At 62.7% G+C, this 16,582-nt stretch carries 14 protein-coding genes; 7 read left to right on the top strand and 7 right to left on the bottom strand.

The window, feature by feature from the left end; all coding sequences use genetic code 11:
* Together ACM6JM_RS25270 and ACM6JM_RS25265 are read right to left on the bottom strand one after the other, a co-directional pair.
* The gene (locus ACM6JM_RS25270) at positions 1-1,398 is read right to left on the bottom strand and encodes an FAD-dependent oxidoreductase (protein WP_414882738.1); all 1,398 of its coding nucleotides are present in this window, start codon (positions 1,396-1,398) and stop codon (positions 1-3) included.
* A 66-nt stretch (positions 1,399-1,464) separates the two neighbouring features.
* A complete protein-coding gene (locus ACM6JM_RS25265; RefSeq protein ID WP_414882711.1) occupies positions 1,465-2,790 on the bottom strand; it encodes an MFS transporter in 1,326 nt (441 codons plus the stop codon).
* A gap of 270 nt (positions 2,791-3,060) precedes the next feature.
* On the opposite strand from ACM6JM_RS25265, the gene ACM6JM_RS25260 reads away from it, so the two are divergent.
* Positions 3,061-3,933, top strand: a complete 873-nt coding sequence (locus ACM6JM_RS25260) for a LysR family transcriptional regulator (RefSeq protein ID WP_414882710.1) — start codon at positions 3,061-3,063, stop codon at positions 3,931-3,933.
* Positions 3,934-3,987: 54 nt separating this feature from the next.
* Here the strand turns inward: ACM6JM_RS25260 and ACM6JM_RS25255 are convergent, their stop codons facing one another.
* Positions 3,988-4,848, bottom strand: coding sequence for a LysR substrate-binding domain-containing protein (locus ACM6JM_RS25255; RefSeq protein WP_414882709.1), 861 nt, complete (start codon positions 4,846-4,848; stop codon positions 3,988-3,990).
* Between the two features lie 113 nt (positions 4,849-4,961).
* Here ACM6JM_RS25255 and ACM6JM_RS25250 point away from each other — a divergent pair, with 113 nt between their 5' ends.
* The 3 genes from ACM6JM_RS25250 to ACM6JM_RS25240 all read left to right on the top strand — a co-directional run bounded on the left by ACM6JM_RS25250 (position 4,962) and on the right by ACM6JM_RS25240 (position 7,706).
* On the top strand, positions 4,962-6,071 hold the full coding sequence (locus tag ACM6JM_RS25250) for a 2-aminoethylphosphonate--pyruvate transaminase (protein ID WP_074689039.1): 1,110 nt from the start codon (positions 4,962-4,964) through the stop codon (positions 6,069-6,071).
* Between the two features lie 57 nt (positions 6,072-6,128).
* Positions 6,129-6,956 (top strand): phosphonoacetaldehyde hydrolase, encoded by an 828-nt coding sequence (phnX, locus tag ACM6JM_RS25245; protein WP_134333871.1) that lies wholly within the window; start codon positions 6,129-6,131, stop codon positions 6,954-6,956.
* A 195-nt stretch (positions 6,957-7,151) separates the two neighbouring features.
* On the top strand, positions 7,152-7,706 hold the full coding sequence (locus tag ACM6JM_RS25240) for a cytochrome b (protein ID WP_039767559.1): 555 nt from the start codon (positions 7,152-7,154) through the stop codon (positions 7,704-7,706).
* Here ACM6JM_RS25240 and ACM6JM_RS25235 read toward each other — a convergent pair.
* Positions 7,703-8,611 (bottom strand): 1-aminocyclopropane-1-carboxylate deaminase/D-cysteine desulfhydrase, encoded by a 909-nt coding sequence (locus tag ACM6JM_RS25235; protein WP_414882708.1) that lies wholly within the window; start codon positions 8,609-8,611, stop codon positions 7,703-7,705. The genes ACM6JM_RS25240 and ACM6JM_RS25235 overlap by 4 nt on opposite strands.
* Positions 8,612-8,652: 41 nt before the next feature.
* The gene (locus tag ACM6JM_RS25230; protein ID WP_414882707.1) at positions 8,653-10,692 is read right to left on the bottom strand and encodes an FAD-dependent oxidoreductase; all 2,040 of its coding nucleotides are present in this window, start codon (positions 10,690-10,692) and stop codon (positions 8,653-8,655) included.
* 205 nt (positions 10,693-10,897) lie between these two features.
* Here ACM6JM_RS25230 and ACM6JM_RS25225 point away from each other — a divergent pair, with 205 nt between their 5' ends.
* Together ACM6JM_RS25225 and ACM6JM_RS25220 are read left to right on the top strand one after the other, a co-directional pair.
* The gene (locus ACM6JM_RS25225; protein ID WP_039767693.1) at positions 10,898-12,028 is read left to right on the top strand and encodes a nitrilase-related carbon-nitrogen hydrolase; all 1,131 of its coding nucleotides are present in this window, start codon (positions 10,898-10,900) and stop codon (positions 12,026-12,028) included.
* 3 nt (positions 12,029-12,031) lie between these two features.
* A complete protein-coding gene (locus ACM6JM_RS25220; protein WP_414882706.1) occupies positions 12,032-13,072 on the top strand; it encodes an AraC family transcriptional regulator in 1,041 nt (346 codons plus the stop codon).
* A gap of 320 nt (positions 13,073-13,392) precedes the next feature.
* Here the strand turns inward: ACM6JM_RS25220 and ACM6JM_RS25215 are convergent, their stop codons facing one another.
* Together ACM6JM_RS25215 and ACM6JM_RS25210 are read right to left on the bottom strand one after the other, a co-directional pair.
* Positions 13,393-14,250 carry a DUF2242 domain-containing protein gene (locus tag ACM6JM_RS25215; RefSeq protein WP_039767568.1) on the bottom strand — a complete coding sequence of 286 codons (858 nt, stop codon included), beginning with the start codon at positions 14,248-14,250 and terminating at the stop codon, positions 13,393-13,395.
* 92 nt (positions 14,251-14,342) lie between these two features.
* Entirely contained in the window at positions 14,343-15,242 is a 900-nt protein-coding gene (locus ACM6JM_RS25210; RefSeq protein WP_414882705.1) for a LysR family transcriptional regulator, read from the bottom strand.
* A 122-nt stretch (positions 15,243-15,364) separates the two neighbouring features.
* Between ACM6JM_RS25210 and ACM6JM_RS25205 the strand changes: the two genes are divergently transcribed.
* Positions 15,365-16,570: an MFS transporter gene (locus ACM6JM_RS25205; RefSeq protein ID WP_414882704.1), complete on the top strand. Its 1,206-nt coding sequence runs from the start codon at positions 15,365-15,367 to the stop codon at positions 16,568-16,570.
* The last annotated feature ends 12 nt before the right edge of the window (positions 16,571-16,582 follow it).

Below are 16,582 nucleotides of genomic sequence, written 5' to 3'. Positions count from 1 at the left end.
TCAAGCCTTGTCGGCCTTGCCCGCCGCCGCCGCGAATTTCGCCAGACGCACATCAAGATGCCGGGGCCGCCGACCGTGATCCTCGGCGCGCTCCTTGCGGCGAATGGCGTTGCGCACCATCAGCGAGCCGAGGTAGCGGATCGGCTCCGGCGGAAAGTAACCCAGCGGCCCGTTGACCAGTGGCGAACGCGTCCACGGGTTGTCGAGGCCCTGCACCAGCGAGGCGAGAATCTGCCCGCCCATGTGGCACGGCCCGACACCGCTGCCGGAATAACCGAAACCGTAGAACACATTCCCGCTGGAACTCATCCGGCCGAAGAACGGCAGGCCGGTGACCGAGCGATCCGAGGGGCCGTTCCAGGTTGCGTCGACTTTCACATCGGCAAAGGCCGGGAAGAAGTCGTCGAGGCTGCGCTTGAGCAACCCGGTATAGGGCGAGGGCTGGTCGAACACCGGCAACATCCGCCCGCCGTAAGCGAAGGTATTGCCGCCCTTGCCGAGCATGATCCGGCCGTCCGGGGTGTTGTGGTAGTAGTGCACGAAAATCCGCGAATCGAGCACGGTCACGCCGCTGGTCAAACCGATTTCCTGCAACAGATCCGGACGCGGTTCGGTGATCAACATGTCGCTGGAGACGATCGCCACACTGCGCTCGAACTGCGGGAACGCACGGGCCATCCACGCGTTCATCGCCAATACCACACGGTCGGCGGTCACCCGGCCGTTCGCCGTGTGAACGCGCGCCGGACGGCCCTCTTCCAGCCCGGTCATCGCCGTGCCTTCATGAATCCGCACGCCCAGATGCAATGCCACCCGCCGCAAGCCGCGCACCAGCTTGCCCGGCTGCACGCTGGCGGCGGCCGGCGAGAACCAGCCCTCCAGGTGCTTTTCCGAACCGGCCATGCGCTGAACATCGGCGACCGGCCGCTGGGTAAACGAGTTGATGCCATTGCGCTCCAGCGCCGCAATCACCGCATCGGTCGAGCCGCATTGCGCGCGGTTGGTGGCGGTGTAAAGCGTGCCGTCGAGGCGGTAATCGGCATCCACGCCGTACTGCTCGCAGAACTCGCCGATGGCGTGGATGCTGCGCTCGGATTCCTTGACCAGCCGCACCGCCTCCTCGACGCCGAACAGTCGTTCCAGAGTGAAGTACTTCGCCGACCACGACAGCGCACAACCGCCGTTGCGCCCACTGGCGCCGGCGCCGCAAATGTCGGCTTCGATCAGCAACACATCGAGCTCGGGGTTCTGCTGCTTGAGCATGATCGCCGTCCACAACCCGGTGTAACCGCCGCCGACGATACACACGTCGGTGCGCACCTCGCCTTGCAGCGGCGGGCATGGTTCGGACGTGTCGAGCTGCAAAGCCTGCTCCAGCCAAAACGGTCTCACGAAAATTCTCCAGTCAGTCGGCCACGGTACAGCCTGCCGCGAGTGCCGCAGCAGGCCGCGAGGCGAGGGTTTTCAGTTACGCAGGGGTTTGATCGTCAGGGCGCGGTTGGGCACGTAGGCACGTGGTTCCATGACGCCGACCGGGCGGCTGTTCCAGTGCGGAATCAGCACCAGCGCCGAAAACAGCGCGCAACCGGCGAACACGATGAACACCGTCACCGAGTCGAAGTAACCCGGCAGCAAACCACCGAGCACCGCACCGACCGAGCCGCAGCCGTTGACGAATCCGGCCGCCGTGGCGCCGGCCCTGGCCTTGCCGAAATCGATGGCGGCCGCGCCGCTGATCATCGAGTCCGGGCCGTACAGGGTCAGGCCCATCACGAACAACAATGCGACCACCAGCATCACGCTGCCGGTGTGCAAGGCGCCCATGAACAGCGCGAGGGTCACGGTCAGCGCCAGCAGACTCAACACGCAGGCCGGCATGCGGCGGGCGCCGAACAGTTTGTCCGAGGCCAGGCCGATCATGATCGGACCCAGCAGGCCCGCCAGTTCAAATGCCGTTGGAATGATCGCCGCACCGACCTTGCCGACCGAGGGCATCTGTTCGAACACGATCACCGGGCCCCACAGCAGAATCGCGTAACGCGCCGGTTTCAGCAGGAAATACGCCAGACCCAGCACCAGCACCGTGCGGTTACGGAGGATTTCCTTGAGCGGCTCCCAGACGCTGAGTTTGCTGTTGGCCTCGGCTTCTTCGGTGCTGATCACCGGCTCCGGTTCCACGGCGGGCAGGCCGACGTCTTCCGGTTTGTCGCGCTGGAAGATAAAGAACAAAACCGCCACCACCGCGACCACCGCCGCGCTGGAAATGAACGCCGCGTGCCACGAACCGATCAGCGTGTACGCCCACCAACCGGCGAACGGCGAGGCCACCAGACCGCCAAATGCATAACAGGAACTCCACAACCCGAGCACACGCCCGCGTTGTTCGGAAGGGAAGAAACTGCCGAGGTTCTTGCACAACCCCGACCAACCGGTGGACTGCGCCAGCCCCTGAATGAGCATGCAGGTGGCGAAAATCGGCAAGGTCGCAAAACTGCCCATCACCAGCGCCGCCGCAGCGGAAATCAGCAAACCGCCGAGTACCACGACCCGTGGGCCGAAGCGGTCGGCGAGCATGCCCCAGGTGAACTGGCCGATGGCGTAGGCCGCCAGGTAAATCGCGTCGAGGTTGGCCATGGCCATTTTGTCGAGGGTGAAACTCGGGTCTTCGGCGATGCCCAGTTTGGCCACCGAAAAGGCTTTGCGGGTGAAATAGAACGCGGCGTAAGCGAGCCAGGTGACAGCGAAGATCTGCATGCGCCAACGCGCAAGGGTGCCGATGTGCTTGTTCATTGTGGTTCTGACCTCAGGGTGTGAGTGTGCCGGCAGAATCGATAAGTAAACGCCTGTGTTTTTATTGTTGAGCACTGCGATATCACCCCGTCCCTTCGGCGATACCGGTCAGATGAGTCCTGGTGTTGCACGCACAGGCTCATGGCCAGCGTCGCTGCCCGACCGGGCAGTCAGCGTTGGCGTGAGCCGATCAAAGCAATTACTGTTTAATAAATAAAATCGATTTATCGTATTTCACACATAAGCTCAGCTTGTTACTGGAGTCAGAACATGTCGGTTTCACACGCACAGCTCAAAGCCTTTCACGCCGTGGCCGTGCACGGAAGCTTCACCAAGGCCGCCGAGCGGCTTTATCTGACGCAGCCGGCGATTTCCGACCAGGTACGCAAGCTGGAAGAACGCTTCGGTGTGTTGCTGTTCCATCGCAACAAACGCTCGGTGCGCCTGACCGATTTGGGCGAACGCTTGCTGGCGATCACCCAGCGTCTGTTTGTGGTCGAGGCCGAAGCTCAGGAGTTGTTGCAGGAGTCTCAGGCCTTGCGGACCGGCAGCCTGATTCTGGCGGTGGATGCGCCGGTGCATGTGTTGCCGCAGATCGCCCGGTTCTGCGAACGCTACCCGGGGATCAGCGTAAAGATCGAGACCGGTAACACCGATGAATCGCTGTTCCGACTGTTCAACTATCAGGCCGATCTGGCGTTGCTGGGTCGCGATGTCAGCGATGAACGCCTGCTGTGTGTGCCGCTGCGCAACGACCCGATGGTGGCGTTCGTCTCGCGCCATCATCCGTGGGCCGAACGTGAATCGATCTGCCTGGAAGATCTGGACGACACGCCGCTGGTGCTGCGTGAACACGGCTCGGTGACCCGCCAGACCCTGGAAGAAGAAATGGCCCGCGCCGGCTTCCGCATCCGCCCGGCGATTCAGGTCGAGGGCCGGGAAGCGGCGCGGGAGGCGGTGGTGGTGGGGATTGGCGTGGGGGTGGTGTCGGCGGCGGAGTTTGGTGCGGACTCACGGGTTTGCGCGCTGCCGATCACCGATTGCACCCGGCGGTTGACCGAGACACTGGTGTGCCTGCGCGAGCAGAGTTCGCGGCGGGTGGTGGCGACGTTTCTCGAAATGGTGCGCGAAAGCCTCCCGTAGATCGTTCCCACGTCGAGGCGTCGAACCGTCCGCGTGGGAACGATCTGGTGGGTATCAGGTGGGGGCCAACCCGAAAAACGCCTGAATCAACCGTAGCTCCCGCCGCCGCTCCACGCAGCCGATCATGTGCCGGTTTACCAGCCCTTCTCCGGCAATGGGAATCGCGACGACACGGGGGTCATGACTGACCTCCACCGATGACACCACCCCTACCCCCAACTCAGCCGCCACCGCCTCTGTCACCGCCTCGCGGCTGTCCAGTTCCAGCAACACCCGTGGGCTGACCGATGCCTGGGCACAGGCCTGATCAAAGGTGCGCCGGGTAATCGAACTCGGCTCGCGCAAGACCATGATCACCTGATCCAGCTCCTTGAGCCTGACCTCGCCGCTGCGACTCGCCCACGGATGCCCCGCCGGCACCAGCGCGCAAATCCGCGATTCACTCAACGCTTGCAGATGCAGGCCCTTGCGCGGCTCGACCTCGGTCAGCACCGCCACATCGGCATGCTCGGACAACAACGCCGCCAACGTTTCCTGAGCGTTGCCCAACCGTAGATTCACCGTGATCCCCGGATAGTGCGCCCGCAGGCTGGCAAGCATCGGCATGACCATGTGCGGGCCGTCCGCCGCCACCTCAAGGCGTCCGGTCAGCAACTGCCGATTGGCTTCCAGCAGCGCCTGCGCCTCTTCGGCCATGCCGAACATCGCCCGGGTGATTGCCGCCAGTTTGGTGCCCTCCTCGGTCAGCTCGACCCGGCGCGCGGTGCGTCGTAACAGGGTGATTTGATAATGCTCCTCCAGCGCCTTGATGTGTCCGGTGACCGCCGGCTGGCTGATGAACAACCGCACGGCGGCACGGGTGAAGCTGCCTTCCCGGGCCACGGCGTCGAAGGCGCGGAGCTGAAACAGGTTCATGAATAACCCTCACTGATGGCTGGCATAACAACAAACAATTTGATTGATGATCCGGCGAATTGCAACGTAGGCCCCGTAGCTTCATCCCACAGCGCTATCGCGAGGACACACGAATGAGTACTGCCGCACCCATCCTGCTCACTCCCGGCCCGTTGACCACCTCGGCCCGCACCCGCCAGGCGATGATGGTCGACTGGGGTTCATGGGATGACCGCTTCAACCAATTGACCGCCAGCCTGTGCGAGCAACTGCTGGCGATCCTCAACGGCGCCGACAGCCACCACTGCGTACCGTTGCAAGGCAGCGGCACCTTCGCCGTCGAAGCTGCGATCGGCACCCTCGTCCCCCGCGACGGCAAGGTGCTGGTGCTGATCAACGGCGCCTACGGCAAGCGTCTGGCGAAAATCTGCGAAGTGCTCGGCCGCTCGTTCAGCACCTTTGAAACCGCTGAAGATGAGCCGACCACCGCCGCCGACGTCGACCGCCTGCTGCGCGCCGACGGCGACATTACCCACGTCGCGCTGATCCACTGCGAAACCAGCACCGGTATTCTCAATCCGCTGCCGGAAATCGCTCAGGTCGTCGAACAACACGGCAAACGCCTGATCATCGACGCCATGAGTTCCTTCGGCGCCTTACCGGTGGATGCACAAAAAATCCCGTTCGATGCGCTGATCGCCGCCTCCGGCAAATGCCTGGAAGGCGTGCCGGGCATGGGCTTCGTGTTTGCCCGCAAGGAATCCTTGGCCGCAGCCGCCGGCAATTCGCATTCGCTGGCGATGGACCTGTTCGACCAGCACAGCTACATGAAGAAGACCGGCCAGTGGCGGTTCACCCCGCCAACCCACGTAGTCGCGGCGCTGCACGAAGCGCTGCTGCAATACAACGAAGAAGGCGGCCTGCCGGCACGGCATGCGCGTTACGCCGCCAACTGCCAAGCATTGATGGAAGAGATGGGCAAACTCGGCTTGCGCAGCTTCCTGCCTGCCGCGATTCAGGCGCCGATCATCGCGACCTTCCACGCACCGAAAGATCCGCGCTACCAGTTCAAGGACTTCTACGAACGGGTCAAAGCCAAGGGTTACATCCTCTACCCCGGCAAGCTGACCCAGGTCGAAACCTTCCGCGTCGGCTGCATCGGCCACGTCACCCCGGCACAGATGCGCGAAGCCGTCGCGGCGGTGGGTGAAGTGCTGCGCGAGATGGAAGTGCTCGACATCTGATTCACCCGGCCCGCTCCCTTATTTGAATCGCATCGCCCACACAGGATTCTGACCAACATGAACTACAACAACCCAACCCAGCTGCAAGCCGCCATCCTCGACTGGGCCGGCACCGTGGTCGACTTCGGTTCCTTCGCGCCGACCCAGATCTTTGTCGAAGCCTTCGCCGAGTTCGACGTCCAGGTCTCCATCGAAGAGGCCCGTGGCCCGATGGGCATGGGCAAGTGGGATCACATCCGCACCCTATGCGATCAGCCGCAGGTTGCCGAGCGCTATCGCAAGGTGTTCGGTCGCACCCCGACCGACGATGACGTGACCGCGATCTACAACCGCTTCATGCCGCTGCAGATCGAGAAAATCGCCGAGCACTCGGCGCTGATTCCCGGTGCACTGGAGACCATCGCCAACCTGCGTCAACAAGGGATCAAGATCGGCTCCTGCTCCGGTTATCCGAAGCAGGTTATGGACAAGGTCGTGGCACTGGCCGCCACCAACGGCTACATCGCCGACCACGTCGTCGCCACCGACGAAGTGCCGAACGGCCGCCCATGGCCGGCCCAAGCACTGGCCAACGTGATTGCGCTAGGCATCGACGATGTCGCCGCCTGCGTCAAGATCGACGACACCGTGCCGGGGATTCTCGAAGGCCGTCGCGCCGGGATGTGGACCGTGGCGCTGATCTGCTCCGGCAACGCGCTGGGCCTGGATTACGCAGGCTATCGCGCACTGGGCAGCGACGCGCTGGCCAGCGAGCGCAAGCGCATTCACGCGCTGTTCGACGGCTCGCGCCCGCACTACATGATCGACACCATCAGCGATCTGCCGGAAGTGATCGCCGACATCAACAAGCGCCTGGCCAACGGCGAGATGCCGCAAAGCAGCTGATTGCATCCATCGCGGCAAAAAAAACGCCAGTGTCTGCCCGACACTGGCGTTTTTTCATGGGGGTTTTCAGCTAAATCGCTGACGCAGCTCAGTGAAAGCTTTTTTAGCCTCGGGCAAACGCGCCAAAGGGGATTACAGTTAAGGCATGCCGTCGCAGAACGGCACGCTTGAGCCCTGAACCGTGAGGAACGCCGTATGCCGTGGACAAATTCCGAATCCCGTTACAGCACCGTGTCGATCCTGTTGCACTGGCTGATGCTGGTGCTGTTGGTGCTGGTGTACGCCAGCATGGAATTGCGCGGGCTGTTTCCCAAGGGCAGTGGCGGTCGCACGCTGATCCGAGAAGTGCATTACATGCTCGGGCTGACCGTGTTCGTGCTGGTCTGGTTTCGCCTGTTCGCCCGCAGCCTGGGCCCTGCGCCGAAAATCTTCCCGGCTTCGCCACAGTGGCAAACCGCCCTCGCACGCTTGATGCACTGGGCCTTGTACCTGTTCATGATCAGCATGCCGATCCTCGGCTGGCTGATCACCAGCGCCGAAGGTCATCAGGTGATGTTCTACGGTTTCGACCTGCCGTTGCTGGTGAGTGAAGACAAGGTGTTCGCCAAAGAGGTTGAGCACTGGCATGTGCTGATCAGCACCATCGGCTACTGGCTGATCGGTCTGCATGCGCTGGCGGGGATCTATCACCATTACGTGGTGCGCGATAACACGTTGCTGCGGATGATGCCCAAGCGCAGCCAGGGTTAACCGTCGAATCCGCGCCGGCCCTGCAAGCCGCCGGTGTGGACGAAGATCAAGCGCAAACCCCGGGCAAAGCGGCCCGCCTCGATCTGTTGTTTGAGCGCCAGCAAGGCTTTGCCGGTGTACAGCGGTTCGAGGGGAATGCCGCTGGCCTGTTCGGTTTGCGCGATAAATTCAAGCAACGCCGGATCGACCTTGGCGAAACCGCCACGGCTGGCGTCGATCAGCTCGTAGCCTCCCATCTCACCGACAATCGCCTCGACATTGGCCGCGACGCCGTGATCATCGGGCACGGCCATTGCGCCGTACACCGCATGTTGTCCTGCCTCGGCCAACACCAATCCCGCGAGCGTGGTGCCCGTGCCGCAGGCCAGCCACCAACCGTGGTAGTCGTCCCAGCCAAGTTTGCCGAGTTGTTCACTGACCTGATCCTTCAGCGCCTCGCACCCCAGCGCCCCCGGCAAACCGCCGCCCCCTTCGGGCACCGGATGCAGCGTCGGATATTGCGCCTGCCACGGCTGCCAGAACCCCGGCTCGTGTCGCGCCCGATAGCCGCCGTAACCAAGCCAGTGCAGTTGCATGCCGAAATCCTGCAGATCCCTGACCGTCGGCGTGTCCTGCGGATGCCCGCGCAATAACCCGACGGTTGTGAATCCCAGGCGTTTGCCCGCAGCCGCCAGTGCATGCAAATGATTGGAGTGCGCACCGCCCAGGCTGATGATGCCTTCGGCACCCGCACGGTCGGCGGCGTTGAGATGTTCGACAAGTTTGAACCACTTGTTGCCGCTGATCAGCGGATCGATACGGTCCAGGCGCAGGACCGCGACTTCAATGCCGGCGGCGGTGAGCCAGTCCAGATGAAAGGGATCGAGGGGGGCTTGAGGTAGCCAGTCGGTGGGAGGCAGAAACATGAAGGCCGGCTCTGTGCAAAGAGCCGGCATTCTAGGGTGGATCAGAGCTCGGCGGCCAGACGCGAGCCCTGATTGATCGCACGTTTGGCATCCAGCTCGGCCGCCACATCGGCGCCGCCGATCAGGTGCACGTTCTGCCCGGCTTCGACCAAACCGTCGTGCAGCTCGCGCAGCGGATCCTGGCCGGCGCAGATGACGATGTTGTCCACCGGCAGCACTTGCGGCTCGCCGGTTTCGCCGATGCGGATGTGCAGGCCTTCGTCGTCGATTTTCAGGTATTCGACGCTGTTGAGCATCTGCACCTGCTTGTTCTTCAGACCGGTGCGGTGAATCCAGCCGGTGGTCTTGCCCAGACCGTCGCCGACCTTGGATTTCTTGCGTTGCAGCAGGAACACGTCGCGCGCCGGTGCGTGCGGTGCAGCCTTGATCCCGGCCACGCCACCACGGGCTTCCAGATGCATGTCGATGCCCCACTCTTTCCAGAACGCGGCGCGATCCTGACTGGTGGCCACCCCTTCGTGGACGAGGAATTCCGACACGTCGAAACCGATACCGCCGGCACCGATCACCGCCACACGCTTGCCGACCGGTTTGCGCTCGAGCAGCACATCCAGGTAGCTCAGCACTTTAGCGTTGTCGACACCCGGAATCGCCGGAAGACGCGGCGCAATGCCGGTCGCCAGAATGACTTCGTCGTAACCGCCCTCGACCAGTTTCGCCACGTCAACGCGGGTGTTCAGGCACACCTCGACGTTGGTGGTCTGCAGTTTACGTTTGAAGTAACGCAGGGTTTCGTAAAACTCTTCCTTGCCCGGCACACGTTTGGCGACGTTGAACTGGCCACCGATTTCGCTGGCCGAATCGAACAGCGTCACCTGATGCCCGCGCTCGGCGGCCACGGTGGCGGCGGACAGACCGGCAGGACCGGCACCGACCACGGCGATCTTCTTGATCTGCTTGACCGGCAGGTAGTTGAGTTCGGTCTCGTGGCAGGCACGCGGGTTGACCAGGCAACTGGTGAGCTTGCCGCCGAAGGTGTGATCGAGGCAGGCCTGGTTGCAACCGATGCAGGTGTTGATTTCGTCGGCGCGGCCTTCGGCGGCCTTGTTGACGAAGTCCGGGTCGGCGAGGAACGGCCGCGCCATCGAGACCATGTCGGCATCGCCTTCAGCAAGGATCTGCTCGGCAATTTCCGGGGTGTTGATGCGGTTGGTGGTGATCAGCGGAATATTCACCGAGCCACGCAGCTTGGCCGTGACCTTGCTGAACGCCGCACGCGGCACTTTGGTGGCGATGGTCGGGATCCGCGCTTCGTGCCAGCCGATGCCGGTGTTGATGAGGGTCGCACCGGCCTGCTCGATGGCTTTGGCCAGGGTGACGATTTCTTCCCATGTGCTACCGCCTTCCACCAGATCGAGCATCGACAGACGGAAGATGATGATGAAGTTCGGGCCGACCGCTTCACGTACGCGGCGTACGATTTCCACCGGCAGGCGCATGCGGTTTTCGTAGCTGCCGCCCCAACGGTCGGTGCGGTGGTTGGTGTGGGCGGCGAGGAACTGGTTAATGAAATAACCTTCCGAGCCCATGATTTCCACGCCATCGTACTCGGCGGTCTGGGCCAGAACCGAGCAGGTGACGAAATCGCGGATCTGTTTCTCGATGCCTTCCTCGTCCAGCTCTTTGGGCTTGAACGGGTTGATCGGCGCCTGGATCGCGCTCGGTGCGACCTGTTTCGGGCTGTAGGCATAACGGCCGGCGTGGAGGATCTGCATGCAGATCTTGCCGCCCGCATCATGCACGGCACGGGTGACGATGCGGTGCTTGAGCGCTTCTTCCTCGGTGGTCAGCTTGGCCGCGCCGGAATACACACCGCCCTCGTCGTTCGGACCGATACCGCCGGTCACCATCAGGCCGACACCGCCACGGGCACGCTCGGCGAAATACGCCGCCATGCGTTCGAAACCACCCGGCTTCTCTTCAAGGCCGGTGTGCATCGAACCCATCAGGGTGCGGTTGCGCAACGTGGTGAATCCCAGGTCCAGCGGGGCCAACAGGTGCGGGTATTGAGTGGCGGTCATCGTTAACTCCACAGCAAGCAATCACGGAAAATGCGGGAGCTCTGCGTCCCCCGTCAGTCATGCTCGACAGATTAGGAGTCGCATCGCTGTCACTCAATGACCGTAACTGACAAGTTATTGATCCAAATGCGCAGCGCCCCTTGGCAAGCCGGGGCTGGCGCCCTACCCTGTCCGCACACCCTGTACCCGGTTGCTGTTGGATTTCATGCGCAAACTTCTGTACCTGACTTTTTCCATGGCGCTCATCGCCGCGCTCACCTTCTACGCCATGTGGGCGGCTGACCGTCCGGCCGGTCATTACCTGTCGGACCTGCGGATCAAACTCGCGGTCGATCAGGGCACCCCAGCCGATCGCGGCAACCTGCTGGGCATCCAGCCCGAGCTGTTCCCCACCGACTACCAAAGCCCCGAACGCCTGCACCGCAAGCTCGCCGCCTATTTGCAGCAGGCGCAGGATCAAGGCCTGTTGAATGAAAAAACCGTGGTCATCCTGCCGGAGCATGTCGGCACCTGGCTGATGATCAGCGGCGAGAAAGATGAGCTGTACCAGGCCGCCACCCTCGCCGAAGCAATGAACTGGCTGGCGGCGAGCAACCCGGTGCAGTTTGCTCGCGCCTGGCTCACCGCCAAGGGCAGCAGCCGTCTGGATGACGCGCACCTGCGCATGAAGTCCCGGGACATGGCCAAGGACTATCAGGCACTGTTCGGTGGCCTGGCCAAGGAATTCCACGTCACCCTGGTGGCCGGCTCGATCGTGCTGCCTGAACCGAATATCACCAACGGCCGACTCAAGGCCGGCAGTGGCGCGCTGTACAACAGCACGGTGGTCTTCGGTCGCGATGGCGCCCCGCTCGGCCAGCCACAGCGGCAGATGCGCCCGATCTTCGATCAGGACGAACCATCCGGCACTCGCGCAGCTTCCCGGATCAATGTGATCGACACCCCGGCCGGACGCCTCGGCGTGTTGATCGGCAGCGATAGTTGGTATCCGGACAACTACCGCAAACTCGACGAGCAAGGCGCGCAGCTGATCGCGGTGCCCGCGTTCGTCGTCGGTCATGGCGTGTGGGATCAACCGTGGAAGGGTTACAAGGGCTTGAGCGTGCCGGACTCGGTCAGCCTTAAACCGGGAGACGTCAGTGAAGGCCAGGCCTGGCATCAACTGACCCTGACCGCGCAACCGTCGGCCAGCAAGGCGCTGGCCGGTATGAGTGTGTTCCTGCGCGGGCAGTTCTGGGACAAGCCGAGTTCCGGGCAAAGTTTCCTCAGCAGCAACGGCCAGCAATTCGCCGACAGCGAAGCCCGCGGCGCGCGCCTGCTGAACCTCTGGTTGTAACCCGTGAAACCGCTGCCGATGCGCCTCGGGGATCTGTCGGTGGGCTTCGTCCACAGCCTGGCCGATGCTGTGCGCAGCCATGACGTCGATCCGCTGCCATTGCTCGAACAGTACGGCCTGGATGCCGCACGGCTGGCCGAAGCCGGCGCCCGCCTGTCGATCCCGCGCTACATGCGCCTGGGGCATGGCGCGATTCAGCTGACCGGCGATCCGGCATTGGGTTTGCGCATGGGCCGGCTCAGTCGCCTGAGTCAGGCCGGGCTGGCCGGTGTGACCGCCGCGCAGGCGCCGACGGTGCGCGAAGCCGCTCGCTGCCTGACTCGCTTCGAACCGTTGTACGGCTCCAACTATCGTGGCCAGTCGAGTTTCCACGAGGACGCCAGCGGTGCGTGGCTGCGCTTCTACTCGATCAGCCCGTACAACGCCTACAACCGCTTTGTGGTGGATTCGATCATTGCCGGCTGGCTGCATCAGCTGTCGAGCGTCAGCCCCGAACCCTTGCGTGCCGAACGGATCGAGATCGAATTCGACAGTCCGGATTATCGCGACGCTTATGCGGTGCTTGGCGAATGCCCGATCCAGTTCGGCGCTGAACACAATCAACTGCGCCTGAGCCTCACCAGCCTGGCCCAACGCAACCCGGAGCATTGCCCCAGCACCTGGAAACATTTGCTCGGTTTGTGTGAACGGGAACTGGAACAATTGACCCGCACCCGCAGCCTGCGCGAACGCATCACGCAATTGCTCGGGCCGTTGCTCAATGGTGGCCGGGAACCCGACCTGGAAGAAGTGGCAGCACGCCTGAAGCTGCCGACCTGGACGTTACGGCGCAAACTGGCCGAGGAAGGCACGCAGTTTCGCGCGATCCTCAATGACACCCGCCGTGATCTGGCAATGACCTACATCCGCGACACCGAACTGGCATTCGGTGAAATTGCCTACCTGCTGGGCTTTGCCTCGGCCGAAGCTTTCCAGCGCGCCTTCAAGCGCTGGAACGGCCAGACACCGGGCGAATTTCGCCGCAGTCACCGCAAGACAGGCTGACGCCTTACAGCTCGGTGGCGTCTTCCGCAGGCTCTGGTGAATCCAGCTCAAAGGCCTGGAATTCAAGCAGTTCTTCTTGATAGTCATCCATTGCGTAATCCCCCTACTACTTGCTTGAAATGGCCTGGAACAAATGACCAGTGCCTCGAGCATAAAGTGCCCGTGTGAAGGAAAAATGAAACACGGCCTTCATGAAATAAACGTAGCAGGCGGTCAGGAATTTATCGCGGGAAATTTTTCGACGGGGCTTGCAGGAAGAAGCTCAAGGGAGACAACAAAACGCCACGCGTCCGACAGGGGTCGGAGGCGTGGCGTGAAGTTCACTGCCCGGAGGCAGGCATGGCCGGGATCGGCTCGGAGGGCGGCGGTATATCCGTCGGATTGGCCGGTGGCGTGATGGTTTCCGTGGCGGGCGCAGGCTCGGTAACCGGTGCCGGGGTAATCGGCGCCGCTTCCGCTGGCGGCGCTACCGGCTCGGAACTGGCAGGGGTCGCTTCTGCAGGCGCTGGCGTCGGTGCTGCAGCGGGCTCGGCGGCCGGTGCTGGGGCCGGTTCAGCCGCTGGGGCTGGAGCCAACGGAGCCGGTGCCGCTTTAGCCTCCGGCACACCCAGGTCGGTCTTCGGTTTTTCGGTGATGTGCGCGGCCTTCTTCGCGTCAGCCGGCAGGAACAGCTCGACCAGCGTGAAGAAACGCTCGTAGAACTTCTGCGACGACACGGTTTCGCTGGCCACCTTGACCATCGAATCGTCAGACGAGCCGATCGGCATCGAGACCGAGCCCAACACGCCAACCCCGAGGCTGGCCGAGTTGTTGGTCTTCTTCAGCGCGTAGCGGTCCTGCAGGGCGTTGGCGAACACGGTTGCGTGATGGCCGGCGCTGCCATCATCGGCGCATACCACGTTGAAGCTGATCTCCAGGTGGGTTTCACCGGTCTGCTGGAAGCTCTTGTGCCCACTGACCAGTTTCGGGTCATTGCTGGTAATGATGTAGCCCTGGCTGAGCAACGCTCGGCGGGCCGCTTCGCAACTGGCGGTGTCGGTCACCGGATAATTGCGCGAAAAGGTGCCAGAGTCGTCGAAATTCTCATGCTCGTAGATAGGCTTGTCCTTGGAGCAGCCGGCAGCGGCGGTCAGCAACAACGCCAACCCGATGAAACGCACGGGAATAGAATTCAACATTAAACATCCTGAGGGAAAACGGTCCGGGGCGTATTGTGCAACAGATCGCTGCCCCGCGGCGTATGGATTAGTGTCTTAAAACAGTTACAACTCTATCGACCTTCAGTGGCAGGAAAAAGTCGCGCCGATAAATGATCGATGAACACCCGCAACTTGGCGGTTGCATGCCGGCTCGACGGCCACAGCACCCAGAACTGTCCGACGTGCTCCAGATGCTCATCCAGCACGCGCTGCAGGCGACCCTGCTGCTGCGCCTCAAGGATCATGAAGTCCGGCAGACAAGCGATGCCCATGCCCGCCAGCGCTGCATGCCGCACGGCCTCGATCGACGTACTCACCAGGCGTGTCGGCAAGGTCGGCTCGGGCGCGCCCTCCTCGCGTTTGAGCGGCCAGGGCTCCAGTTTGCCGGTGGCGTGAAACGTATGGCGCAGGCAGGCGTGCTCCGCCAGATCGGCCGGGGTCAGCGGTTCGCCGCGCTCGCGCAGGTACGCGGGGCAGGCCACCAGCACCATATGAAACTCGCCCAACGGTCGTGCCATCAGTCGCGAGTCTCGCGGTTTCCCCGTTCGAATCACTGCGTCGAAACCTTCTTCAACCACATCAACCATGCGATCAGTCAGGTCCAGATCCAGTTCGATCTGCGGGTACAGCGCCATGAACTCGTTCATGACCGGCATCACCAGGTCATGCACCTGGGGCAGGCTGACCCGCAACTTGCCGTGAGGCGCCGCTGCGGCGTCGCACAGTTCAAATTCCGCGGCTTCCACTTCGGCGAGGATCTTGCGGCAACGTTCAAGAAACAGCGCGCCCTCGCTGGTCAGCGTGATGCTGCGGGTGGTGCGGTGAAACAACCGCACATTGAGTCGTGCCTCCAGTCGGGCAATGCTTTTGCCGACCGCCGACGAAGACACGCCCTGCAGGCGGCCGGCCTCGGTAAAGCTGCGGGTTTCCGCCACCTGCACAAACACTGAAATACTGCCCAGGCTGTCCATTCATCCCTCCCTGATTCACGACATTCTTGTCCGAGATGTTCGGAACCCTAACCTGTTTTTCCCGAATGTGCAGCGCCCTACCCTATGGCCTTCGTCTCCTTTGGCAAAATGGAAACCCGCCCATGAACGATGCGCCACTCACTTCCTCCACGCTCGCCGGCACCGTCGAACCCGCAGAACGATTACCGCTGGGCGCACTGCTCGCACTGGCCACCGCCGGGTTCATCACCGTGTTGACCGAGGCGATGCCTGCCGGCCTGCTGCCGCAGATGAGCGCAGGGCTCGATGTTTCTCAGGCACTGATCGGGCAACTGGTCACGCTGTACGCGATCGGTTCGATGCTGGCGGCGATTCCGCTCACCATTGCCACCCGAGGGTGGCGTCGACGCCCGCTGCTGCTGGCGGCCATTGGTGGGTTTGCCATCGTCAACAGCATCACCGCGCTGTCGGAGCTGTACTGGCTGACACTGATTGCACGCTTGATCGCAGGCGTGTTCGCCGGTCTGCTTTGGGCGTTGCTGGCGGGGTACGCGAGCCGGATGGTCGCACCCCACTTGCAGGGCCGGGCGATTACGGTGGCCATGCTCGGAGCACCCCTTGCGCTGTCGCTGGGCATTCCGGCCGGGACGCTGCTGGGCACGGCGGTCGGCTGGCGCCTGAGCTTTGCGATCATGACCGGGCTGACCGTGCTGCTGGTGATCTGGGTGCGCTGGCAAGTGCCGGACTTTGCCGGTGAGCGCGCCGGTAAACGCCTGCCACTGCGTCAGGTGTTTACCTTGCCGGGCGTGCGATCCGTGCTGTTCGTGACCCTGTCCTACGTCGTCGCGCACAACCTGTTGTATACCTATATCGCACCCTTTCTGCAGCCTTCGGGGCTTGGCGGAGAAATCGACCGAGTGTTGTTGGTGTTTGGCTTGGCGTCGGTACTGAGCCTGTGGATCGTCGGCAGCCTGATTGATCGCTGGCTGCGTCAGCTGGTATTGGTCAGCGGCTTGTTGTTCCTGCTGTCGGCGATCGCACTGGGCTTGTGGCGCGAATGGCCGGGCGTGGTCTACACCGCCACCGCCGTCTGGGGGCTGGCATTCGGCGCGATGCCCTCGCTGTTGCAGACGGCCCTGGCGAAAACCGCCAGGGAGGCTGCCGACACCGCGCAATCAATGCTGGTGACGCTGTGGAATGTCGGCATTGCCGGTGGCGGACTTGTCGGAGGCCTGCTGCTGAACAACCTGGGCGTCGGAAGTTACCCATGGATTGTCGCGGGTCTGTTGCTGCTGACCCTTTATGCGGCCGTCAATGCCCGAAGCCATGGTTTCCCGAACGCCGGATAACGCGCACAAAAA

It is taken from the genome of Pseudomonas sp. IT-P2 (genome assembly GCF_949767575.1).
Taxonomy (GTDB): Bacteria; Pseudomonadota; Gammaproteobacteria; order Pseudomonadales; family Pseudomonadaceae; genus Aquipseudomonas; species Aquipseudomonas pharyngis.
Note: the sequence above shows the minus strand (reverse complement) of the source record. Positions and strands in the feature narration are given on the sequence as shown.

Coding starts and splice junctions, on each gene's coding strand:
- ACM6JM_RS25235 (WP_414882708.1), bottom strand. CDS start 8,611: ATGTTTCTGCCTCCCACCGACTGGCTACCTCAAGCCCCCCTCGATCCC.
- phnX (WP_134333871.1), top strand. CDS start 6,129: ATGAACTACAACAACCCAACCCAGCTGCAAGCCGCCATCCTCGACTGG.
- ACM6JM_RS25225 (WP_039767693.1), top strand. CDS start 10,898: ATGCGCAAACTTCTGTACCTGACTTTTTCCATGGCGCTCATCGCCGCG.
- ACM6JM_RS25205 (WP_414882704.1), top strand. CDS start 15,365: ATGAACGATGCGCCACTCACTTCCTCCACGCTCGCCGGCACCGTCGAA.
- ACM6JM_RS25255 (WP_414882709.1), bottom strand. CDS start 4,848: ATGAACCTGTTTCAGCTCCGCGCCTTCGACGCCGTGGCCCGGGAAGGC.
- ACM6JM_RS25265 (WP_414882711.1), bottom strand. CDS start 2,790: ATGAACAAGCACATCGGCACCCTTGCGCGTTGGCGCATGCAGATCTTC.
- ACM6JM_RS25250 (WP_074689039.1), top strand. CDS start 4,962: ATGAGTACTGCCGCACCCATCCTGCTCACTCCCGGCCCGTTGACCACC.
- ACM6JM_RS25210 (WP_414882705.1), bottom strand. CDS start 15,242: ATGGACAGCCTGGGCAGTATTTCAGTGTTTGTGCAGGTGGCGGAAACC.
- ACM6JM_RS25260 (WP_414882710.1), top strand. CDS start 3,061: ATGTCGGTTTCACACGCACAGCTCAAAGCCTTTCACGCCGTGGCCGTG.
- ACM6JM_RS25230 (WP_414882707.1), bottom strand. CDS start 10,692: ATGACCGCCACTCAATACCCGCACCTGTTGGCCCCGCTGGACCTGGGA.
- ACM6JM_RS25240 (WP_039767559.1), top strand. CDS start 7,152: ATGCCGTGGACAAATTCCGAATCCCGTTACAGCACCGTGTCGATCCTG.
- ACM6JM_RS25215 (WP_039767568.1), bottom strand. CDS start 14,250: ATGTTGAATTCTATTCCCGTGCGTTTCATCGGGTTGGCGTTGTTGCTG.